Origin of the sequence: Subtercola frigoramans, from assembly GCF_016907385.1 — a bacterium.
GTDB lineage: Bacteria > Actinomycetota > Actinomycetes > Actinomycetales > Microbacteriaceae > Subtercola > Subtercola frigoramans.
This window is the reverse complement of the sequence record NZ_JAFBBU010000001.1, coordinates 1,914,866-1,937,499: the sequence shown is the minus strand read 5'-3', so window position 1 is coordinate 1,937,499 and position 22,634 is coordinate 1,914,866. Positions and strand designations below refer to the sequence as shown.

Genomic DNA, 22,634 nt, shown 5'->3' with positions numbered 1-22,634 from the left:
GGTCGCCAGCGTTCAGTGCGCAGGCTGGGTGGGTGCGTGGGTATGCCGTGAGGCGAGATCCCGGAGCAGGGTGATCTGGGCGGCCGCATTCTCGGCGCCGAAGACACTCGACCCGGCGACAAAGGTGTTCGCGCCTGCCTCTGCCGCGATCTCGATCGTCTTCTCGCTGATGCCCCCGTCGACCTGGAGCCACACGTCGAGGCCGCTCTTCACGACGGCTTCGGATGCCCGGCGGAGCTTCGGCATCGTGTCTTCCATGAACGACTGCCCGCCGAACCCCGGTTCGACGGTCATGACCAGCAGCATGTCGAATTCGGGCAGGAGCTGCAGGTAGGGCTCGATGTCGGTGCCGGGCTTGACCGCCAGGCCGGCGCGCGCGCCGATCTGGCGAAGGCGCCTGGCAGTTGCCACGACATCGGTCGCTGCCTCCGCGTGGAAGGTCACGGAGTAGGCGCCGGTCTCGGCGTAGACGGGAGCCCAGCGGTCGGCATCGGTGATCATCAGGTGCAGGTCGAGCGGCAGGGCGGACACCTTCTGCAGCGACTCGACGACGGGAAGCCCGAGGGTGAGGTTGGGCACAAAATGGTTGTCCATCACGTCGACGTGCACGAGGTCTGCCGTACCGATCCGGGCGAGTTCGGCCTCGAGATTGGCAAAGTCGGCGGCCAGGATGCTGGGATCGATACGCATGGGCATGGCTCCAGCGTAGGCGGGTTTCGATACGACGCGACGCGCCTACTCAACCAGCGCCGGTTGAGTAGCAGCGAAGCTGCGTATCGAAACCCTGCAGCGTCAGAGCTTGCGGAAGACCGCGATGAACATCGCATCGGTACCGTGCCGATGGGGCCACAGCTGGGCCTGCGTCGTATCAGTGCCGAGCTGTAGCGAAGTCGACACGAACGACTGCATCACGGCCTGGGTCTCCAACGGCCGCAGAGTCTCGCTGTGGCGCTTCAGTGCGTCGGTCACCTGACCCCTGGTCTCGGCGACGTGCGGCGAACACGTGACGTAGACCAGAATGCCCCCGGGTTTCAGGGCGAGTACCGCGGCGTCGATCAGCCGCGCCTGTAGCCCGACGAGTTCCGAGACATCGGCGGGTGATTTTCGCCAGCGAGCCTCTGGTCGTCTGCGCAGTGCGCCGAGACCAGTGCAGGGAGCATCGACCAGGATTCTGTCGAATCGCCCAGGGTTCTCCTCGCCCATCAGGGTTCCGTCTTCCTCCCACACCGACGGAGGGTTCGGCAGGGCGGCCAGCGCATTGCGTACGAGATCGGCGCGGGCTGCAACCGGTTCATTCGCGATGACCGTCGCTCCCCCGATTCGCGCCTCGGCCGCGAGCACTGCCGTCTTGCCACCGGGACCGGCGCACAGGTCGAGCCAGACCTCACCAGTTGCTATCGGCGCAGCGTGCACGAGTGCGAGGGCAGCGAGCTGCGAGCCTTCGTCCTGCACGCGTACCGTGCCGGTTCGCACCTGCTCGATGTCGCGCGGGTCGCCGGAGTCGGTGATGAAACCGAAGGGCGAATACAGCGACGCGTGCCCGTCGACGTGGATCTCGCTGCGCTCAGCCAATCCCGGCAGAGCGATGAGCCCGAGTTTCGCCGCCTCATTGTCGGCTTCGAGCAGCGCGACGAGGTCGACCTCCGCCTCGTCGGGAGTGGCTCCGTCGGCCAGGAGTGCACGGCGGAACGCGCGGATGATCCACGATGGGTGCGAATACAGCACCTCGAGCCGGGCATCGGCGTCGCCGGCGGCTTCGAGAACACGCTCCTGCCACTCTTCCGGTGTCGACCGGGTGATCGTGCGCAAGACACCGTTCACGAAGCCAGTGGATGATCGGCTCGCCACATCGCGGGCGAGTTCGACCGCCTCGTTGACCGCGGCGTGGCTGGCCACCCGCAGCGAAAGCAGTTGGTGTGCTGCGAGTTCGAGCACGTCGACCACGACGCCGTCGATCTCGCTGATCGGGCGGTTGGCCGCGAGTTCGATCACGCGGTCGTAGTACCCGCGCAGGCGGAGTGTGCCATAGGTGAGTTCGGTGGCAAGTCCGGCGTCTGCGGTGCTCAGCCTGGCCCGTTCGAGCTTGGCGGGAAGGAGCAGGTTCGCGTAGGCGTCGTCTTCGCGCACGGCGCGGATCACCTCGAATGCGATGCGGCGGGCGGGTTGGACGCCGATGCTGCCCTGGGACCGTTCACTCGGCCCCGGGGCCGAACCGGAGCGACCGCGTGAGCCTGCCGTTCGACCGTGGTCGCGCCCAGCAGGGACCCGCGCCGGGCTTGACCCGTTGCGACCCTGGTTCGCGCCCTGGCGGCCGTGCTTGGGGCGGTCGCCGGCGCCGCCCTGGGATGAACTCACGAAGACCCTCTCATTCTGCTGTCAATTCCTCTTGTTGGGTGGTGCCGCCGCTGTCGAGGCTGCTCGCCTGCCCGTTGTTCTGTGCGCTTGGTACAACGCCTCTCCACCAGTCGATTGCGGGCATTCCCTTCTTGCCGGCCGGGTGCACCCGGAGCAGTCGGAGCGGCACATCGGCGGTGCCGACGACAACCGAGCCCGACGCGAGCCGGATTCGGCCCGGGGGAATCGACGGTACATCGTGAGCGGGTTCCGCCTCCAGAATCTTGAGCCGCTGGCCGTTCACGACGGTGAACGCTCCCGGTTCGGGGGTGACCCCGCGCAGGCGCCGATAGACCTCGGCCAGTGGCCTGCTCCAGTCGAGCCGGGCATCGTCGAGAGAGAGCTTGGGTGCGAGGGTGACCTCGCCCACCTGGGGCCGAGCCGCCGCTGTTCCCCCGGCCAGGGCTGCGACCACCTGCAGCACGAGGCCGGCACCGGTGTGCGCCAGCGAATCCAGAAGGTGGCCAGACGTCTGGTGTGCTCCCACCGTGGTGGTGAGCGTGGCGAACACGTCACCGGCGTCCATCGCAGGAACGAGTTGGAAGACGGAGGCACCGGTCACCTCGTCACCGGCGATCACGGCGCGCTGCACCGGTGCGGCTCCGCGCCAGCGCGGCAGCAGCGAGAAGTGCAGGTTGATCCAGCCGAGACGAGGGGTTCCCAACAGTGGTTCGCGCACGAAACCGCCATAGGCAACGATCACACCGAGGTCTGGGTGAAGCGAAGCAACCTGGTCGGTGACAGCTGCGTCGAGCGTGTTGGCCTTGATCACGGGGAGGTCGAGCGCAGCCGCACGCTCCGCCACGGGAGACGGAGTCAGCACGCGCTTGCGACCGATCGGGGCGTCGAGTCGCGTGATGACCGCAACCACGTCATGGGCGGCCGCGAGGGCCACCAGCGTCGGTTCTGCGACGGCTGGCGTACCGGCGAAGACAATTCTCAATCGAGGATCTCCGTGTCATCGAATCGAACCCTGAGGGTGGGTGGCGTGCGGTAGTTCGCGGGTCTGCCAGCCGGTTTTCGCCGGTTTGCTGCATTCTTGATCACCGCTGCACGCAGAGTGGTGGCGACTGTGGCGCCGACCGAATAGTCGAATCGCACGATGGAACGCACAAAATCGCCTTCGTCGGGCACCGGGCCGAGCACATCTATCTTCGCGCTATCTTCGCCCTGCACCGAATCGTGTAGTTCTTTCACAGCGGATGCAACGGATTCCGGAGTGCCCCGCACGGTTGCCAGACGAATGGCTGGAGGAAAACGAAGCGTGCGTCGGTCGGCGAGTTCTGACGCGGCGAACCTGCCCTGCTGCCACGTCACCAGCGTTCGCGCGAGCTCGCCGCCGACCCCCACGATGATGGCCGGTGCGCGAGGGGCGGCCAGGGCGATGGCGTTCGACCACCACCGCAGGCACTCTTCGGCAACCGTGAGCGACTCGCGGGCGAGCATCCGTTCGCCGTCGAGCAACAAGACGGCGTGGTACCCGCCGGCTGCGACGGGCTCGGCGCCGCGGGTGGCCACGACGAGCGCAGGTGCGGCAGGCACATCGGTGAGCGATCGTGTGCCGTCTGACACGATGACCCGGGTCTTCGGGAAGGCCTTGCCGAGGTCTTCGGCCGTTCGGGAGCTGCCATTGCCCACCAGCCGGAAGCTGGTGCCCTCGCAGTACTGGCATGACCACTGGGCCGCAATGGCGCCACACCAACCGCACGAAGGCCTGGCGTTCCGGCTCGCGGCCTGCAGGGGCCCCTCGCACACCTGGCAGTGCGCAGGCTTGGCGCAACTGCTGCAGGCCAGCACCGGGGCGTACCCCGGCCTCGCCACCTGAACCAGTACTGGCCCGGTCTCGAGTGCTTTTCGCGCGGTGTTCCATGCGGACGTGGGAATGCGGGCGTACTGTGCGAAGCGGTCAGTGGAGGCCTGCGACGATGTCGGTACGACGTGAGGCAGAAACCGCGGGTTCTGCGCAATCTCTTCGACAAAATCGAGTTCGACGAGCCGTTCCACGAAGGTACTCCGCGAGTGCGAGACGAACGCCAGGGCCGCGCCGCTCTGCTGCTGCCTGACCAGGGCGACATCGCGCGAAGCGACGTACGGGCTCAGCGGCTCATTGTGCAGTGGGTCGGCCTCGTCCCAGAGCGCGATCAGCCCGAGTGAGTGGGCCGGGGCATAGATCGCAGAGCGGTTGCCCACGATGATCTTCGGCCGCTCTTCAAGGCAGGAGAGAAAATGCGCGTACCGTTCGGAGTTGGACTGCCGGGCATCCACTCTGGCGATCGATTCGACTGCGAGAAGGCCCACGGAAACCAGGCCCTGAAGTGCGGCTTCGAGCTGATCCTGGTCGCGATAGTCGGGCACGACGAGAATGGATGATCGGCCGAGCCCGAGCGTGAAGACCGCCATCGCCGCCATCGTCGTGGCCCACTGGCCGACCCAGTCGCCCGCGCTCGTCTGAGTGACCGTGGGAACGGCGGCCAGTGCGAATCGTGCCCGTCGTTCGAGTGCTGCTTCGACGGCCCCAGGCCCGTACCCTGTGATCTGCGGCGGTGTGAGTGTCTCGGGCGCGATCGTGTTTTCAGAATCAGTGCTTTCAGAATCCGGCGGGGCGACCACGGCCTGCCGCAGCTGCCACGCCTTTTCGACTCGCACCTGCCGCGGTGGGACGGCGAGGCGCACGACATCACTTGCGTTGCCTGCGGCACGGTCGGCCACCCGACGGGCCAGCGCCCAGACCTCTGTGGTCAGCACCGGCACTGGCGAGATGACTTCGTCGACCTCACTCAACGATCCGGAGTAGCCGGCATCGCTGGTGACCTCGATCACATATCCCCGTGACACTCGCCCTGCTGATCGCAGCGGAACCTTCACGCGAACACCGGGCACGGCCAGGCCCACGAGGTGATCCGGAATCCGGTAGTCGAACAGACGGTCGAGTTGTGGGAGGAGCGATTCGAGCATCACCCGGGCGACCAGTACCGGGGCGATGTCGCCCGGGGACCGGTCGGCACCCCCGGCGCCGGTCACAACCGGGCTGCGCCCTGAAGGGCTTCGACCCGGTCAAGACGCTCCCACGTGAAGTCCGGCAGTTCGCGGCCGAAGTGACCATAGGTGGCCGTCTGGGCGTAGATGGGCCGGAGCAGGTCGAGGTCGGCGATGATCGCGGCCGGGCGCAGATCGAAGACTTCACGGATGGCGTTGATGATGTCGTCGTCGGGGAGATGACCAGTCCCGAACGTCTCCACGTACAGCCCAATGGGAGCCGACTTGCCGATCGCATAGGCGATCTGGACTTCGAGCTTGTCGGCCAGGCCTGCCGCCACCGCGTTCTTCGCGACCCACCGCATGGCATACGCCGCCGAACGGTCGACCTTCGACGGGTCTTTTCCGCTGAAGGCACCGCCGCCATGCCTGCTCGCTCCCCCATAGGTGTCGACGATGATCTTGCGACCCGTCACACCGGCGTCACCCTGGGGCCCGCCGATCTCGAAGCGGCCGGTCGGGTTGATCAGGAGTCGCACCGAGCCAGAATCCAGTGGTGCGTCGGCCAGCACCGGGCCGATGACGAGTTCGGCCACGTCGGCCTGGAGCTGGGCGGTGGAGACGCTCGGCGTGTGCTGGGTCGAGAGGACGACCGTTTCAACTGTGCGGGGCGAAAGCCCCTCGTAGCCGATGGTGACCTGGGTCTTGCCGTCAGGCCGCAGGTAGTCGAGCTGGCCGCTCTTTCGCACTTCGGCGAGTCGCTCTGACAGGCGGTGGGCCAGCCAGATCGGCAGCGGCATGAACTGGGGGGTCTCGGTGGTGGCGAACCCGAACATGATGCCCTGGTCACCCGCACCCTGGCGGTCGAGGGGATCGGAGTCGTGGCCCTGCCTGGTCTCCCACGCATTGTCGACACCCTGCGCTATGTCGGGAGACTGCGCGCCGATCGACACCGAGACCCCGCAACTACTGCCGTCGAACCCGATGTCTGAGGAGGTGTAGCCGATCGAACGCACGCGGTCGCGCACGATAGTCGGAATGTCGACATAGCCCTTCGTGGTGACCTCGCCGGCCACGTGCACCAGACCGGTGGTGACCAGTGTCTCCACGGCGACCCGGCTGGAGGGATCGACTTCGAGTAGAGCATCGAGAATGCTGTCGGAGATCTGGTCGCAGATCTTGTCGGGGTGGCCTTCGGTTACCGATTCTGAGGTGAAGAGGCGAAGGTTCGTCATGGGGCTCCTGGTGGTTCTACGGCGATTTCTGATGGAGTACGTGTGCTCACCGCGGTGAGGATGCTGTGTGCCACGGAGAGCTTTGTGCCCTCGGCCTCGATCACTCTATGCCCGTCACGATCGAGCACCATGATCGTGTTGCCGTCTGTGGCAAAGCCCTCGGTCCACCCCACTGTGTTGAGGACGAGGTAGTCGCACCGCTTGCGGGCGACCTTGGCCCGGCCAAGGCTTAGGAGTTCTTCCTGCGTCCGTGCCGTTTCGGCAGCGAAGCCCACCACCACCTGGTGTTCGGCCTTTGAGGCCGCAAGCTCCGCAAGGATGTCTGGGTTCTTCACGAGCTCGAGTGTGAGCACGTCGCCCGTGACGTCCTTCTTGATCTTGCCCTCTGACACGGTGCGAGGCCGGTAGTCGGCGACGGCCGCTGCCATGATCACCAGGTCGGCCTCTGGAAGAAGGGCGATCATCTCGACGCGAAGCTCCTCTGCCGTCTCGACGGAATGGATCGTCGCACCCCGGGGAGGCTCGATCTCGAGATGAGCTCCGACGAATGTCACCTCTGCTCCCCGCGCCACCGCTGCCTCGGCCAGGGCAACACCCTGCTTGCCGCTGGAGCGGTTGCCGATGAACCGCACAGGATCGAGCGGCTCGCGCGTGCCACCTGCGGAGATCAGGACCCGCAGCCCCTCGAGGTCGCGATCCGGTTCACCCGGTTTCGATCCACTCGGTTGCGGTTGTCCCGGCTGAGGTTCTCCCGGTTCGAGGGAAGCGAGGATGCCGAACGCGGCAGCAACGATGTCGTCGGGTTCTGCCATCCGGCCGACGCCGGAGTCCGTTCCGGTGAGTTGGCCGCTTGTCGGGCCGACGAAGCGGAAGCCGCGCGCCCGAAGCGTTGCCACATTGCTCACGGTGGCGGCGTTCTGCCACATCTCGGTGTGCATCGCCGGCGCCAGGAGGATGGGAGCAGTGGTGGCGAGCACGGTGTTGCCGAGCAGATCATCCGCAATGCCTGCGGCGAGTTTGGCCGCGGTGTTGGCTGTGGTCGGGGCGATGACGATGAGGTCAGCTGCCTGGCCGATCGCCACGTGCCGAACCTCAGACACGCCCTCATACAGGTCGGTATGGACCGTGTTGCGAGAAATCGCCTCGAGGGTGGGCTTACCGACGAAACGAAGGGCATGTTCGGTCGCAATGACCTGCACGGAATGCCCTGCAAGCACGAAGCTCCGGATGACGCCGACCGCCTTGTAGGCAGCAATACCCCCGGTGATTCCGACGACGATGTTCATAGCTCTACCCTGTCAGATCTGCACCTCACGGATGAGCCCTGCAACCGCGCCGAGAGTGAGCCGTCGAGATGGCTGTCAGTCGCACACGCTGAATTCCGTCGTGCGACTCCCGCCGATTGCTGCGCCGGGCAGGGACCGGCGCAGCCGTATATTCAGTCGGCGATGGGCGCGTTGGCCTTCACCGTGAGCTTGTCTTCGTTGATCTCGTGAAGGGCGATCGAGAGCGGCTTGTCGTCGATGCCGGAGTCGACCAGAGGGCCCACGTTGTCGAACAGGCTGCCTTCGTGCAGGTCTGCGTAGTAGTCGTTGATCTGGCGGGCACGCTTGGAAGCGAAGATGACCAGGGCGTACTTCGAGTCGACCTTCGAAAGCAGCTCGTCGATGGGCGGGTCAATGATGCCGAGTGGCTTGGCTGGCATGGAAATGCTCCTTGATGATGAGAAGGCACACCCCCGAATGACGGTGGGTGACGGGCCTTCAGAACGTGCAGAAGGCCACGGAGGGCCTAGGAAATATTCATTAAGTCTACGACCTCGCGCGCCGCATCGTCGACCTTGGTGTTCACGACACGGAAATCGAACTCATCCTGCGCCGCCAGTTCGACTTTCGCGGTGTCGAGGCGCCGCCCCTGTTCTTCGGCCGACTCGGTGCCCCGACCGACCAGGCGGCGCACGAGCTCCTCCCACGTCGGTGGCAGCAGAAAGACGAGCACTGCATCGGGTGCGGTCTTTCGTACCTGGCGCGCGCCCTGGATGTCGATCTCGAGCAGCACACTGCGCCCGCCTTCGAGGGCTTCATTCACGGGCCCGCGTGGCGTACCGTAGCGCGACTGGTTGTGAACGGTCGCCCATTCGAGAAACTCGTCGGCAGCGATCATCCTGTCGAATTCCTCGTCAGAGACGAAGTAGTAACTGACGCCGTGGACTTCTCCTGGCCGAGGCGCGCGCGTCGTCGCAGACACAGACAGCTTGACCTCGGGGTAGTTCTCGCGAATGTAGGTCGACACCGTGCCCTTGCCGACCGCGGTCGGCCCGGCGAGAACGACCAGGCGCGAGCGTTGGTCTGCAGGTGAACTGCGCGGTGCTGAGGGCGGCTGGGTGCGCTTGCCCACGTACTCGACGAGCTTCACACGCTGGTGCTTGCCGAGGCCGCCGAGACGTTTTGAGGGAGAGATCGCGAGGGTGTCGAGAACCTTGTCTGCCCTGACAGGGCCGAGCCCGGGGATGCACCGCAGAAGCTCGCGTACGCGCAGCCCTGCCTCAGCGGAACCCGGTTCGTCGAGCCCCGTCTGCACGACATCCATCGCCGTGCGGGCCCCGGAGACGATAGCGGACTTCACTGCAGCGCGCGCACGACGGGCAGCGACGGCGGCCCTCGAGGCGGCGACCCGGTCGACGTCGGGAGGTGTGGTGTGGCGGGGAGGGGTGCCTGACCCTGGTTCCCGGGAGGAATCCGATGTCGTCACGCGCTGGCCACCAATGCTTCTGCGAGTTCGTCAGACTGCTGCCGGATGCTCTGCTCGAGCTGCTTCGGCCCTGCGGCCAGTACCGACCTCGACACGGCAACAACCGTACCGGGCGTCAGGTGGCCGAAGACCGAGCGCACGCTGCTGAAGAGCGCGCCCTGAAAGCCGAATCCCGGGGCGAGCACAGGGGTGGCCGGTACGAGGGCGAGGCGCGCTGTATCGATGCCATAGTCACTGAGGTTCTTCGTCGCACCCAACACAAGTCCGATGTTACCGAGCGCGGCGGTGTCGGGGGTGGGTTCGGCCGAGGTGTCGGCACTGCCGTGCGCGAGTACCTGGGCACGCGCTGATGCATTGTGCGCAGAGACCTCGTTGGCCACGAGCCCGGCCACCGAACTGTCGCCGTCCGTGCCAGAGGCCCTCGCCGTCTGGAGCTGGAACGACTCGGGGTTCGAGGTCGCACTCAGCACGAAGACACCCTTGCCTGCCGTTTCGGCGAGATCGAAGACCGGTTGGAGGGAGCCGACTCCGGCGTAGGCCGTCATGGTCACGGCGTCGGCCTCGAGCGGCGACCCCGCTTGCAACCATGCCCGACCGTAGGCCTCTGCGCTGGTTCCGATGTCGCCCCGCTTCGCATCGGCGATCACGATCAGACCGGCGGCGCGGGCAGCCGAGAAAACGTCTTCGAGGGCCGAATAACCGGCCGAGCCGAACAGCTCGAAGAAGGCCACCTGCGGCTTGACGATGCCCACAGCCCCTGCCGCAGCATTCACCACCCGGAGGCCGAATTCGCGCACTCCAGCGGCACTCAGCGGCAGGTTCCACTCGCGCAACAGGTAGTCGTGCGGGTCGATGCCCACGCAGAGCTGCCCACGTTCGCGGAAGGCCTCGGCCAGCCGTTCGCCGAAGGGCGTCACCCGGGTGCCAACCATCACCACCCCTACGCCTCGAGTTCTTCGAGCAGCAGCTCTGCCGCGGCCGCCTCTTCAGCTCGCTCGAGTGCCTCAGACCGCTCCCACGCGTACTCCTGCAGGCTGGTCACGGTGAAGCCGTCGCGAATGCCGTCGAACGAGGCGACGGCAGCACCGAGCTGCGCGATCGTCGTGAAGAGCGGCTTGTCCGCTGCCACGGCCGCTGCCCGGATCTCGTACCCGTCAGCACGCGCCGAGCGGCCCGACGGCGTGTTGATCACGATGTCGACCTCGTTGCGGTTGATCAGGTCGACGATGTTCGGTTCGTTCGTGCGCGAGGCGCCCTGGCTGTACTTGCGCACGATGCGAGTGCGGATGCCGTTGCGGTTCAGCACCTCGGCCGTACCGACCGTCGCAAGGATCTCGAAGCCGAGTTGTGACAGCCTGAGCACCGGCAGCACGATGGCGCGTTTGTCGCGGTCAGAGACCGACACGAACACGGCGCCCGACTGCGGAAGCCCTCCGTAGGCGGCCTCCTGGCTCTTCGCAAACGCCCGCGGGAAGTCGCGGTCGATGCCCATGACCTCGCCCGTCGAGCGCATCTCCGGCCCCAGTACCGAGTCGACGACCATTCCCTCCTTGGTGCGGAACCGCTTGAACGGCAGCACGGCCTCCTTCACTGAGACCGGCGCATCGAAGGGAACGATCGAGCCGTCGAGCTTCGGCAGCATACCCTCGGCCACCAGTTCGGCGATGGTGTCGCCGACCATGATTCGTGAGGCGGCCTTGGCCAGCGGTATGCCGAGCGCCTTCGAGACGAACGGCACGGTTCTGGATGCCCGGGGGTTCGCTTCGAGCACGTAGAGGATTCCGGCCCCCACGGCGAACTGTACGTTCAGCAGCCCGCGCACGCCGACGCCCTCGGCGATACCCAGCGTTGCCTTCTTGACCCGGGCGATGACATCCTGCCCGAGCGTCACGGGCGGCAGCGTGCAACTCGAGTCGCCGGAGTGGATTCCGGCCTCCTCGATGTGCTCCATGATGCCGCCGATGTAGAGGTCGACGCCGTCGTAGAGCGCGTCGACGTCGATCTCGATCGCGTCGTCGAGAAAGCGGTCCACGAGCAGCGGATGTGTCGGCCCGACGATCCCCTGGCCGGCGACCCGCTCGAAGTAGTCCTCGAGGGAGGGACTGTCGTAGACGATCTCCATGCCTCGGCCGCCGAGTACGTACGAGGGGCGAACCAGAACGGGGTAGCCGATCTCCTCGGCGACGACGACGGCGGTCTTGTAGTCGGTCGCCGTGCCGTTCTTCGGTGCGAGCAGGCCGGCTGCATCGAGGATGCCCGCAAAGAGCCCGCGCTCTTCGGCGAGGTCGATCGCCTCCGGTGTCGTTCCGAGAATCGGCACGCCTGCGGCCTTCAGCCCTTTCGCGAGCCCGAGCGCGGTCTGGCCACCGAGTTGCACCACGACACCGACGAGGTCGCCGCTCTGGCTCTCGGCGTGGATGACCTCAAGCACGTCTTCGAGCGTCAGGGGCTCGAAGTACAGCCGGTCACTCGTGTCGTAGTCGGTCGAGACCGTCTCGGGGTTGCAGTTGATCATGATGGTCTCGTAGCCGGCATCGCTCAGCGCGAAGGAGGCGTGCACGCAGGAGTAGTCGAACTCGACACCCTGCCCGATGCGGTTCGGGCCGGAGCCCAGAATGACGACCTTGCGGCGGTCGCTCGGCATGACCTCGGTCTCGAGGTCGTAGCTCGAATAGTGGTACGGGGTGAGCGCCGGGAACTCCCCCGCGCAGGTGTCGACGGTCTTGTAGACCGGGCGTACGTCGAGCCCGTACCGGATCTGGCGGATCTCCTCTTCGGTGGTGCCGCGGAGGGCCGCGATCTGAATGTCGGAGAAACCGTGGTCTTTGGCGTGGCGGAGAATGTGCTCATCGGTCAGAGGAGCGGCGGCAACAGCATCCGCCACCTCGTTGATCAGCACGATCTGGTCGATGAACCAGGGGTCGATCTTGGTCGACTCGAAGACCTCGTCGATGGTCGCGCCTGCGCGGAGCGCCTGCTGCACGGTGACGATGCGGCCGTCGGTGGGCACTGCGGCGATCGCCAGAAGTTCGTCCTTGTTGCCGGGCTCGCCGTCCCAGTGGAACGAGGAGCCGCGCTTCTCGAGCGAACGCAGGGCCTTCTGCAGGGCGGTGCTGTAGTTTCGCCCGATCGCCATCGCCTCGCCCACTGACTTCATGGTTGTCGTCAGCGTGGCATCCGCCGCGGGGAACTTCTCGAATGCGAACCGGGGCACCTTCACGACCACGTAGTCGAGCGTCGGCTCGAACGAGGCAGGGGTCACCTTGGTGATGTCGTTCGGGATCTCGTCGAGGCGGTACCCGATGGCGAGCTTCGCGGCGATCTTCGCGATGGGGAACCCGGTGGCCTTCGAGGCGAGGGCGGATGACCGGGAGACTCTCGGGTTCATCTCGATCACGATCACCCGGCCGTTCGCCGGGTCGATCGCGAACTGGATGTTGCACCCGCCGGTGTCGACACCGACCGCGCGGATGATGTCGATGCCGATGTTGCGGAGGTTCTGGTACTCACGGTCGGTCAGCGTGAGCGCGGGCGCCACGGTGATGGAGTCGCCGGTGTGCACACCGACCGGGTCGACGTTCTCGATCGAGCACACGACCACCGTGTTGTCGGCCGTGTCGCGCATGAGCTCGAGCTCATACTCCTTCCAGCCGAGAATGCTCTCTTCGAGCAGTACCTCGGTGGTGGGGCTCTGATGCAGGCCGTCGCCCACGATGCGGCGAAGCTCGGTCTCGGTGTACGCGAACCCGGAGCCGAGGCCGCCCATAGTGAAGGAGGGGCGCACCACGAGCGGGTAGCCGAGGTCTGCGGCGTACTCGACGGCTTCTTCAACGGTGTGGGCGATGAAGGAGCGAGCGACGTCTGCGCCACACTCGAGCACCAGCTCCTTGAAGATCTGGCGGTCTTCACCCTTGTTGATGGCCTCGAAGTTCGCGCCGATCAGCTCGACGTTGTACTTCTCGAGAATGCCGTGGTTGTGCAGGTCGATTGCCGCATTGAGCGCGGTCTGGCCGCCGAGGGTCGGCAGGATCGCGTCGGGCTTCTCCTTGGCGATGATGCTCTCAATGACCCGCCAGGTGATGGGTTCGACGTAGGTGGCGTCGGCGAAATCGGGGTCGGTCATGATCGTGGCCGGGTTCGAGTTCACCAGGATGACGCGAACGCCCTCTTCACGCAGCACGCGGCACGCCTGGGTACCCGAATAGTCGAACTCGCAGGCCTGGCCGATCACGATCGGGCCGGAGCCGATGACCAGGACGCTCTTGATGTCTTCTCTCTTGGGCATTACTTGCTTTCCTGGGAGTTGGCGTGCGGGAGGTTGGAGCTCAGGACCATGTCTCTGAATCGGTCGAAGAGGTACATCGAGTCGTGCGGCCCGGCGGCCGCCTCCGGGTGGTACTGCACAGAGAAGGCGTTGATCTCGAGGCACCGGATGCCCTCGACCACGTCATCGTTCAGGCTCACGTGGCTCACCTCGACGAGGCCGAACCCTTCTGGCGACTCGATGACGCCCTCGCGCGGGGCATCGACAGCGAAGCCGTGGTTCTGGCTGGTGATCTCCACGCGGCCCGTCGTTCGGTCGAGCACGGGCTGGTTGATGCCGCGGTGGCCGAACGGCAGCTTGTAGGTGCCGAAACCGAGCGCGCGGCCGAGCAACTGGTTGCCGAAGCAGATACCGAAGTACGGCAGCCCCGCGTGCAGCACATCGCGGAGCACCTGCACATGCCCCTCAGACGCCTCGGGGTCGCCGGGGCCGTTCGAGTAGAAGAGTGCCGAGGGGTCGAGCGCGAGGATCTCCGCCGAGGTCGAGGACTCCGGCAGCACCTCCACGTCGAAGCCGCGGTCGGCGAGATAGTTGAGAGTCGACTTCTTGACGCCGAGGTCGAGAACCACGACGGATCCGACACGTTCGCCGACGGCAGCGACCGTGTACGGCTCGGGTGTCGAGACGACCTTCGAGAGGTTCTGGCCCGCCATTTCGGCGCCGGCGCGAACCAGCTCGAGCTGGGCATCCGGTGACAGTTCGAAGTCGGGGCCCGAGAAGATGCCCGCGCGCATGGCACCGGATGACCGGATGTGCCGCGTCACGGCCCGGGTGTCGATGCCGCTGATTCCCACCACTTCATCGCGGACGAGGTCGTCGTCGAGGCTGCGGGTCGCACGGAAGTTGGATACGACTCGCGAAGGGTCGCGCACGACGAATCCCGAGACCCAGATGCGGCTGGACTCGAGGTCTTCGTCGTTGGTGCCGGTGTTGCCGATGTGCGGTGCCGTCATCATGACGATCTGGCCGGCGTACGAAGGATCGGTCAGCGTCTCCTGGTACCCGGTCATTCCGGTGGCGAAGACCGCTTCGCCGATGGTGCGGCCGCGGGCGCCATAGGCGCGCCCCACGTACCGATTGCCGTCTTCGAGAACAAAAACTGCGGGCTCTGCGGCGATCACGCGAGAGTCCCTTCCTGCGTCGGGGTTGCGGGGGGTGGGGTGTTGGGCTGTGTTGTTCGGGTGAAGGCTGCGACGATTCCGTCGACCGCCTCGAGAACGCGGGTGCTGTCGGCCTGGTCGAGAATCCGCACGTACGACTCGACGTCGGCGGTGCTGTGGGCGACGATCGTCGCCGTCGAGCTGCGGTGACCCGTCTGGGCCGCGCCTCGATCACCCGCGCGCGGCCGGGGGTGTGCGTGGTCGAACTCCTCGGTGGCAGCGGCGACCGCCGCAGCGGCCTCCGCGGTGTCGTGTGCGGTCGAGATGGCGCGGGCGATGGCGGCGTTGCGTTCGGCGCGGTTCGCCCCGGCGGTTGCGGCGTTCAGCCGAGCCTCGTCGTCGCCGTCGAGAGCCGAGGTCCAGTCGAGCCGGACCAGTCCACCGGATTCGACGACACGATCGATCGTGTAGGTCGATGTTCCGATCGAACGGATGTCGGCCACGGGCACGAAGACGTCGGGTTCCCCGTTGACGGAGAGTGTGACGCCGTGTTGCCACACGATGAACGTTCCTCGCCCGCGAAAGGCGAGGCCCTTGATGGTGAGGCGTTCGAGGGGCTTGTTCGCCGGCGTGGTCGCCACGTAGAGCATCGGCACCTCGAGCAGGAGGTTACCAGCATCCTTCGGCGTTTCGGACTGCGCAGTGAAGGCGGCCTGTCGGCGCTTGCGGGCCCTCCAGCCGAGCGCCATGGCGGCGTAGATGACGATCAGGATCGCCAGGACGATGAGTGCGGGGCCGATTCTATCCATGAGTGCTTCCTGTTTTCCACGCTGCGGCGCTTGCCGCGACCTCAGCGCTGTCGAGCACGGTGCCGCCGAAGACGGTCGGGTAGCCGTGATGGAAGGTGTATTCGACCCGTCCGGAGAGGGTCATGCCGAGAAAGGGCGAGTTGGTGCTCTTGCCGGCGAGCCGGTCGAGACCGAAGACGCTGCTGCTGCTCGGGTCGTGGAGGGTGAAGTTGGCCGAGGAGCCGACTTCGAAGGCGTGCGAGTGGTCGGCAAGCCGACCGATCTCGGCCGGTGTCTGCGACAGCACACGGGCAATGTCGGCCCAGGTGAGGAGGCCGGTTTCGACGAGCGCCGTCTGGGCGACCGAGAGTGCCGACTCGAGGCCGACCATGCCGAACGACGCGGCGTCCCACTCGGATTCCTTCGATTCGGCAGGGTGAGGCGCGTGGTCGGTGGCGATGATGTCGATCGTGCCGTCGGCGAGCCCGGCGCGAAGCGCATGCACGTCGTCGTCGCGTCGCAGAGGTGGGTTCACTTTGTACCGGGCGTCGTACGAACGGATGAGGTCTTCGGTGAGCAGCAGGTGGTGCGGCGTAGCCTCGGCCGTGACGGCGATGCCGCGGGATTTCGCCCAGCGGATCACCTCCACCGAGCCGGCTGTCGAGACATGGCAGACGTGCAGGCGGGCTCCGACGTGCTCGGCCAGTAGCACGTCGCGCGCGATGATCGACTCCTCGGCGACGGCCGGCCAGCCCTTCAGCCCGAGCTCGCTCGAGAGCGCGCCTTCGTTCATCTGGGAGTTCTCGGTGAGCCGTGGGTCTTGCGAGTGCTGGGCGACGACCCCGTCGAAGGTCTTCACGTACTCGAGGGCCCGGCGCATGAGCAGCGAGTCGTGAACGCACTTGCCGTCATCGGAGAAGACCCGCACACGGGCGCGGGAGTGCGCCATGGCGCCGATCTCGCTCAGCCGTTCACCCGCAAGGCCGACCGTGACGGCACCGATCGGGCGCACGGTGGCGAAGCCGGCGTCATCCCCCAGCGCCTGTACCTGCTCGACCACGCCAGCGGTGTCAGACACCGGCAGCGTGTTCGCCATCGCGAAGACGCTGGTGAACCCGCCGGCTGCGGCCGCACGAGTGCCAGTGAGCACCGTTTCGCTCTGTTCGAAACCGGGCTCGCGCAGGTGCGTGTGCAGGTCGACCAGGCCGGGCAGGGCAAGAAGCCCGTCGGCGTCGATCACTGTTGCGCCGTGCGCGTCGAGCGAGCGGCCGACTGCCCTCAGGCGACCGCCCTGCACGAGGAGATCGGCGCGTTCGCCCGTGGGCAGCGTGGCACCGGAGACGAGGTAACTCAGGCTCGCGAGTCTGTCTGTGCTGGAAGGTGAGTCGCTCACGACTGGGCCTCTCGTTCGCCGGAAAGTAGGAGATACAGCACCGCCATACGGATCGAGACACCGTTGGTGACCTGTTCGAGCACGGTCGACTGCGCCGAGTCGGCGGCAGCGGCCGAGATCTCCAGCCCCCGGTTCATCGGGCCGGGGTGCATCACAATCGTATCCGCGCGAAGCCGGCTGAACCGCACATCGTCGAGGCCCCACTCGCGGGAGTACTCACGGGCGTTGGGAAAGTACGCCGCATTCATGCGCTCGCTCTGAATTCGCAGCATCATGACCACGTCGGGCTGGGTTTCCCGCAGTACCCGGTCGAGGTCGTAGCTCACCGTAGCCGGCCAGGTCTCGACACCGAACGGCACCAGGGTGGCCGGGGCCACGAAGGTGACATGTGCGCCGAGGGTCTGCAGCAACCAGAGATTCGAGCGCGCTACCCGCGAGTGCAGAATGTCGCCGACGATCACCACGCTCACGCCGTGCAGGTCCCGGCCGCGGCTGGCCGCCCCGAAGAGCCGCCGACGCATCGTGAAGGCGTCGAGCAGCGCCTGGGTCGGATGCTCGTGGGTGCCGTCGCCCGCATTGATGACGGGCGCGTCGATCCAGTTGCTCTCGGCCAGCACCTGGGGCGCGCCAGAGGAGTGGTGGCGGATGACGACACCGTCTGCGCCCATCGCAGCGAGCGTCTGGGCGGTGTCCTTCAGGCTTTCGCCCTTCGAGACGCTCGAGCCCTTCGCGCTGAAGTTGATCACGTCGGCGCTCAACCTCTTCGCGGCCGCTTCGAATGAGATCCTCGTGCGGGTTGAGTCTTCGAAGAACAGGTTGACGACGGTCTTGCCCCGCAGAGTGGGGAGCTTCTTGACCTCGCGGTTCGAGACGTCAGCCATGTCTTCGGCCACGTCGAGAATCTGGATCGCCTCATCCCTGCTGAGGTTCCTGGTCGACAGGAGATGTTTCATCGGGCCGCCTCGATGCTGACTTCTTCGACCTCGTCGACTTCGCTGAGCCGCACGTTGATGCGCTCGTCTGTGGAGGTCGGCAGGTTCTTGCCGACGAAGTCGGCCCTGATCGGCAGTTCGCGATGGCCGCGGTCGACGAGAACGGCGAGGCGCACGATTCGTGGGCGCCCGATGTCGTTCAGCGCATCGAGTGCGGCCCTGATCGTGCGGCCGGAATAGAGAACATCATCCACGAGCACGACGGTCTTGCCGTCGACTCCCCCGGCAGGGATCTGCGTCGGAGAGGGCGTGCGGGTGACGTTCCGCGAGAGATCGTCGCGGTACATCGTGGCGTCGAGTGCTCCGACCATCGACGCCGGTGCGCCGGGTTCGATGCGCTGGATGATCGCTGCAATGCGCCGCGCAAGAAACACCCCGCGCGTCGGTACTCCGAGAATCACCAGACCGTCTGCACCCCGGTTGGACTCGAGGATCTCGTGGGAGATCCGAGTCAACGCCCGGGTGATATCAGCCTGAGACAACACGACGCGTGCCATTCCCGACTCCCTTCCCCGCCTCACAGGGCGGAAGTTAAAGGTTGTCCAATGCCCCCAACTCTACCCCACCCGACGAGGGTGACCGAGGTGGGAGACACGCTTCAGTGCGCGACGCCCTTGGTCTGGGCGATCTTGGCGAGGATTCCGTTGATGAAGGGAGCGGAGGCATCCGTCGACATCGACTGGGCTGCCTCGACGGCCTCGGCGATGGCCACGTTGTCAGGTACATCGTCGTTGTAGAGGACCTCCCAGATGCCGATTCGGAGAAGTGCCCGGTCGACGTGCGGCATGCGGCCGAGGGTCCAGCCCTTCGCGTACGTCTCGATCAGTTCGTCGATCTCGTAGCCGTGCGAGACGACGCCGTCGACGATCTCCCTGGCGTATTCCCACGACGCCTCACGTGCTGGTTCGGTCAGCGCCCTGGCTGCCTCGGCTGCAAGGGATTCGTTGATCGAGATCTGCCGGACATCCGCCGCGTACAGAACGTCGAGGGCTCGCTTGCGTGCTTTTGTGCGTGCGCTCACGGCTCTGAATCAGCCCTTGTCGCTGACGCGGCCGAGATAGTCGCCCGTGCGGGTGTCGACCTTGACCTTGGTGCCCTGCTCGAGGAACAGGGGAACCTGGATCTCGTGGCCGGTCTCGACCGTCGCCGGCTTGGTGCCGCCGGTCGAGCGGTCACCCTGGAGGCCGGGCTCGGTGTAGGTGATCTCGAGGATGACAGAGGCGGGCAGTTCGACGTACAACGGGGCGTCTTCGTGCAGCGCGATGGTGGCCATCTGGTTCTCGAGCATGAACTTGGCTGCGTCGCCGACGACGGCGTCCGTCACGGTGAGCTGTTCGAAGGTGTCGGTGTCCATGAACACGAAGTCCTGGCCGTCGTTGTAGAGGTACTGGTAGTCGCGGCGGTCGACGTTGGCCGTCTCGATCTTCGCCCCGGCGTTGAAGGTGCGGTCGACGACCTTGCCCGAGACGACGTTCTTGATCTTGGTGCGAACGAATGCCCCGCCCTTGCCCGGTTTGACGTGCTGGAATTCGATGACAGCCCAGAGCTGCCCGTCGATCTTCATCACTACGCCGTTGCTGATGTCACTTGTCGAAGCCAAGGGTGTTCCATTCATTTGAGAAAAAGCGGGGGCCGGTTGCGGCCCGACATACGAGTGTAGTTGAAAGCAGATCGACTTTCCCGAAGGTGCAGCACAAAGGCGAATTTGCTGCACCATCGGGAAAGTCGATGGGCTCGAATGCCAGGTGCTACGAGCCGATCTCCTGGTAGGCCGCGAAGAGCAGCGAGGTCTCGGGGCCGGCGAGCACGGTGGGCTTGCCGATGTCGTCGAGAACGATGAACCTGAGCATGCTCCCCCTGGCCTTCTTGTCGCGTTGCATGGCGGCGAGCAGGGTCTTCCAGCGGCCGACCGGGTACGTTGTCGGCAGGGTCAGGGACTCGAGGATGCTGCGGTGACGGTCGACCGCGGCATCCGAAAGGCTCCCGGTGAGCCTGCCGAGTTCCGCGGCGAAGACCATGCCGACCGACACCGCCGCTCCGTGCCTCCACTGGTAGCGCTCGGTGTGCTCGATGGCGTGGCCCAGGGTGTGCCCGTAGTTCAGGATCTCGCGGAGTCCCGCCTCCTTGAAGTCCTCGCCGACGACCCTGGCCTTGAGGCCGATCGAGAGCTCGACCAGGCGTCGGAACTGTGGGGTGGTGGGATCGGTCGCTGCTTCGACATCGGCCTCGATGATGTCGAGGATCTCCGGTTCCGCGATGAACCCGGCCTTGACAACCTCGGCGAACCCGGCGAGAAGATCGTTGCGCGGCAGACTGACCAACGTGTCGAGGTCAGCGATGACGGTGCTCGGTGCGTAGAAGGCACCCACGAGATTCTTGCCCTCGGCCGTGTTGATCCCCGTCTTCCCGCCGATCGCGGCATCGACCATCCCGAGCAGAGTGGTCGGTGCCTGGATGAGCTGAACACCGCGCAGCCAGGTTGCGGCCACGAACCCGGCGAGGTCGGTCGTCGAGCCGCCACCGAAGGCCACGATCGCGTCTGACCGAGTGAAGTCTGCCTGACCGAGAATCTGCCAGAGGAACGAGGCGACCTCGATCCGTTTGGCTCCCTCACCGTCAGGAACCTCGGCCAGCAGAACCTCGTAGTCGCCCTTCAGCTCGTCGCGCAAGGCCGAGGCCCAGTCCGAAAGTGGCGGCGCGTGCACGAGGAGCACTTTGCGCACTCCGGGTGCAAGCGACGCACCGATCCGGTCGAGCACCCCGCGCCCGACGATGACGTCGTACGCGTTGTCGCCACCGACATGGATGATCGTGGGGCTCTCGGCGGTCATGAAACTCTCCCTTGTGCCTGGCCCGGTTTCGGGCCCGGCCGTTCAGCATCGAACTGCTGTTTTTCGAACTGCTGTTTTTCGAACTGCTGTGCGTCGAACTGCTCGGTGATCCACGTCGCGACATCGTCGGCGATGTCGTCGGCCTTGCGATGCGAGGTGTCGATCGTGAAATCGGCGAGGCTTTCGTAGAGCTCGTGCCGGGCATCCACCAGTCGTTGCCACGATTCGATGTCGGGCACCAGCGGACGCCGGGAATTGCCCAGGCGCTTCTGCACTGCCTCGACCGACGCGGTGAAAAGGACGACGAGGCAGCCGTCGAGGTCGCGCTGGGTGGCCTCATTCAGCACAGCGCCGCCACCGAACGAGACGATGCCGCCGCCGGCAAGCGCGGTGACGACCTCTGCCCGCTCGAGCGCACGGAAGGCGGGCTCCCCGAGGCTCTCGAAGATCGCCGGAATGGGGCCGTTGGCGGCCGCGATCTGCTTGTCAGTGTCGGTGAACGTCATGTCGAGCAGCTTCGCAACTCGGCGGCCGATCCGGGTCTTGCCGGCCGCCGGTGGGCCGATGATGACGATGGTCACGCGAGAGAGTCAGTCGGATCGTCGATGCTCACTGAGCCGGTGCGTAACGCGGCCGGGATCGCAGCCAGGTACGAATCGAGGTTGCGTTTCGTCTCTGTAACCGAGTCCCCGCCGAACTTCTCCTGCACGGCGTTTGCCAGCACGAGGGCGACCATCGCTTCGGCGACCACTCCCGCTGCGGGGACGGCGCACACATCGGAGCGCTGGTGATGCGCAGCCGCTGCATCGCCGGTTGCGACATCGACAGTACGCAGGGCGTGAGGGATCGTCGCGATCGGCTTCATTCCAGCGCGGACGCGCAGCACAGTGCCCGTGCTCATTCCGCCCTCCGTGCCCCCGGCTTTGTCGCTCAGGCGGGAGATCACGTCGTCACCGGCGATGAGTTCGTCGTGTGCCTGCGAACCCCGCCTGGTCGTCGTGAGAAAACCGTCTCCGACTTCGACGCCCTTGATCGCCTGGATGCCCATGAGCGCTGCGGCGAGCTGCGAATCGAGCCGCCTGTCCCAGTGCACGTGCGAACCGAGTCCGGGCGGGAGTCCGTACGCCAGCACCTCGACCACGCCGCCGAGCGTGTCGCCGTCTTTCTGCGCCTCGTCGACTTCGGCGACCATGCGGTTCGACGTCGCTGGGTCGAAGCACCTCAGCGGGTCGGCGTCGAGGCGATCGACATCGCCCGGGGTGGGCAATGCGGAGCCTTCTGGCACGCGCACAGGGCCGATCGACAGGGTGTGGCTCACAAGGGTGATACCGAGTTCAGCGAGAAAATTGCGCACGACAGCGCCGAGGGCGACCCGGGCCGCGGTCTCTCGGGCACTCGCGCGCTCGAGAATGGGTCGGGCCTCGTCGAAGCCGTACTTCTGCATTCCGACGAGGTCGGCGTGTCCGGGCCGGGGGCGCGTGAGCGGGGCTCCCCTGCCAGCGCTCGGCACGTAGTTCTCGATCGGCTCGGAGCTCATGACATCGACCCACTTGGGCCACTCCGTGTTTCCGATTCGAATGGCGATCGGGCTGCCGAGTGTGAAGCCATGTACGACGCCGCCCGAGATCGAAACCTCGTCCTGCTCGAATTTCATGCGCGCGCCCCGACCGTAGCCGAGTTTGCGGCGCGCCAGATCGGTACGAATATTTTCCAGGGAGACCGGGATGCCCGACGGGAGGCCCTCAATGACGGCAATGAGTTCAGGCCCGTGCGATTCTCCGGCAGTGAGCCAACGAAGCATGAGTAAAATCCTCCCACAGTCTGCGGCGTTCGAATGCAGCCACCGGTTC

20 protein-coding genes are annotated in these 22,634 nt (G+C 65.9%); all 20 read right to left on the bottom strand.

Annotation, left to right across the window (positions count from 1 at the left end; genetic code table 11):
* Positions 1-12: 12 nt before the first annotated feature.
* Positions 13-696, bottom strand: coding sequence for a ribulose-phosphate 3-epimerase (rpe, locus tag JOE66_RS09105; RefSeq protein WP_205108725.1), 684 nt, complete (start codon positions 694-696; stop codon positions 13-15).
* A 96-nt stretch (positions 697-792) separates the two neighbouring features.
* Positions 793-2,355 (bottom strand): RsmB/NOP family class I SAM-dependent RNA methyltransferase, encoded by a 1,563-nt coding sequence (locus JOE66_RS09100; protein ID WP_205108724.1) that lies wholly within the window; start codon positions 2,353-2,355, stop codon positions 793-795.
* 10 nt (positions 2,356-2,365) lie between these two features.
* A complete protein-coding gene (gene fmt / locus JOE66_RS09095; protein WP_205108723.1) occupies positions 2,366-3,337 on the bottom strand; it encodes a methionyl-tRNA formyltransferase in 972 nt (323 codons plus the stop codon).
* On the bottom strand, positions 3,334-5,415 hold the full coding sequence (locus JOE66_RS09090) for a primosomal protein N' family DNA-binding protein (protein ID WP_307827129.1): 2,082 nt from the start codon (positions 5,413-5,415) through the stop codon (positions 3,334-3,336). Before JOE66_RS09090 ends, fmt begins: the two co-directional genes overlap by 4 nt.
* The gene (gene metK / locus JOE66_RS09085) at positions 5,412-6,605 is read right to left on the bottom strand and encodes a methionine adenosyltransferase (RefSeq protein ID WP_205108722.1); all 1,194 of its coding nucleotides are present in this window, start codon (positions 6,603-6,605) and stop codon (positions 5,412-5,414) included. Before metK ends, JOE66_RS09090 begins: the two co-directional genes overlap by 4 nt.
* A complete protein-coding gene (locus JOE66_RS09080) occupies positions 6,602-7,891 on the bottom strand; it encodes a bifunctional phosphopantothenoylcysteine decarboxylase/phosphopantothenate synthase (protein ID WP_205108721.1) in 1,290 nt (429 codons plus the stop codon). The genes metK and JOE66_RS09080 overlap by 4 nt, the downstream gene beginning before the upstream one ends.
* A 152-nt stretch (positions 7,892-8,043) precedes the next feature.
* The gene (gene rpoZ, locus JOE66_RS09075) at positions 8,044-8,310 is read right to left on the bottom strand and encodes a DNA-directed RNA polymerase subunit omega (protein ID WP_205108719.1); all 267 of its coding nucleotides are present in this window, start codon (positions 8,308-8,310) and stop codon (positions 8,044-8,046) included.
* Positions 8,311-8,396: 86 nt separating this feature from the next.
* Positions 8,397-9,356 carry a guanylate kinase gene (gene gmk / locus JOE66_RS09070; RefSeq protein ID WP_307827128.1) on the bottom strand — a complete coding sequence of 320 codons (960 nt, stop codon included), beginning with the start codon at positions 9,354-9,356 and terminating at the stop codon, positions 8,397-8,399.
* Positions 9,353-10,288, bottom strand: a complete 936-nt coding sequence (pyrF, locus tag JOE66_RS09065; protein ID WP_205111801.1) for an orotidine-5'-phosphate decarboxylase — start codon at positions 10,286-10,288, stop codon at positions 9,353-9,355. Before pyrF ends, gmk begins: the two co-directional genes overlap by 4 nt.
* Before the next feature lie 8 nt (positions 10,289-10,296).
* A complete protein-coding gene (gene carB, locus JOE66_RS09060; RefSeq protein ID WP_205108716.1) occupies positions 10,297-13,641 on the bottom strand; it encodes a carbamoyl-phosphate synthase large subunit in 3,345 nt (1,114 codons plus the stop codon).
* Entirely contained in the window at positions 13,641-14,801 is a 1,161-nt protein-coding gene (gene carA, locus JOE66_RS09055; protein WP_205108714.1) for a glutamine-hydrolyzing carbamoyl-phosphate synthase small subunit, read from the bottom strand. The genes carB and carA overlap by 1 nt, the downstream gene beginning before the upstream one ends.
* Positions 14,798-15,589, bottom strand: coding sequence for a PH-like domain-containing protein (locus JOE66_RS09050; RefSeq protein WP_205108712.1), 792 nt, complete (start codon positions 15,587-15,589; stop codon positions 14,798-14,800). The genes carA and JOE66_RS09050 overlap by 4 nt, the downstream gene beginning before the upstream one ends.
* Complete coding sequence (locus tag JOE66_RS09045) at positions 15,582-16,961, bottom strand: dihydroorotase (protein WP_205108710.1); 1,380 nt, start codon at positions 16,959-16,961, stop codon at positions 15,582-15,584. Before JOE66_RS09045 ends, JOE66_RS09050 begins: the two co-directional genes overlap by 8 nt.
* On the bottom strand, positions 16,958-17,914 hold the full coding sequence (locus tag JOE66_RS09040; RefSeq protein WP_205108708.1) for an aspartate carbamoyltransferase catalytic subunit: 957 nt from the start codon (positions 17,912-17,914) through the stop codon (positions 16,958-16,960). The genes JOE66_RS09045 and JOE66_RS09040 overlap by 4 nt, the downstream gene beginning before the upstream one ends.
* Positions 17,911-18,450 carry a bifunctional pyr operon transcriptional regulator/uracil phosphoribosyltransferase PyrR gene (gene pyrR / locus JOE66_RS09035; protein ID WP_205108706.1) on the bottom strand — a complete coding sequence of 180 codons (540 nt, stop codon included), beginning with the start codon at positions 18,448-18,450 and terminating at the stop codon, positions 17,911-17,913. Before pyrR ends, JOE66_RS09040 begins: the two co-directional genes overlap by 4 nt.
* A 101-nt stretch (positions 18,451-18,551) precedes the next feature.
* The gene (gene nusB / locus JOE66_RS09030; RefSeq protein WP_205108704.1) at positions 18,552-18,974 is read right to left on the bottom strand and encodes a transcription antitermination factor NusB; all 423 of its coding nucleotides are present in this window, start codon (positions 18,972-18,974) and stop codon (positions 18,552-18,554) included.
* Positions 18,975-18,983: 9 nt separating this feature from the next.
* Positions 18,984-19,553: an elongation factor P gene (efp, locus tag JOE66_RS09025; RefSeq protein ID WP_205108702.1), complete on the bottom strand. Its 570-nt coding sequence runs from the start codon at positions 19,551-19,553 to the stop codon at positions 18,984-18,986.
* A 148-nt stretch (positions 19,554-19,701) separates the two neighbouring features.
* Positions 19,702-20,784, bottom strand: coding sequence for a 3-dehydroquinate synthase (aroB, locus tag JOE66_RS09020; protein WP_205108700.1), 1,083 nt, complete (start codon positions 20,782-20,784; stop codon positions 19,702-19,704).
* Complete coding sequence (locus JOE66_RS09015) at positions 20,781-21,365, bottom strand: shikimate kinase (protein ID WP_205108698.1); 585 nt, start codon at positions 21,363-21,365, stop codon at positions 20,781-20,783. The genes aroB and JOE66_RS09015 overlap by 4 nt, the downstream gene beginning before the upstream one ends.
* The gene (aroC, locus tag JOE66_RS09010) at positions 21,362-22,585 is read right to left on the bottom strand and encodes a chorismate synthase (protein WP_205108696.1); all 1,224 of its coding nucleotides are present in this window, start codon (positions 22,583-22,585) and stop codon (positions 21,362-21,364) included. The genes JOE66_RS09015 and aroC overlap by 4 nt, the downstream gene beginning before the upstream one ends.
* Positions 22,586-22,634 lie beyond the last annotated feature (49 nt).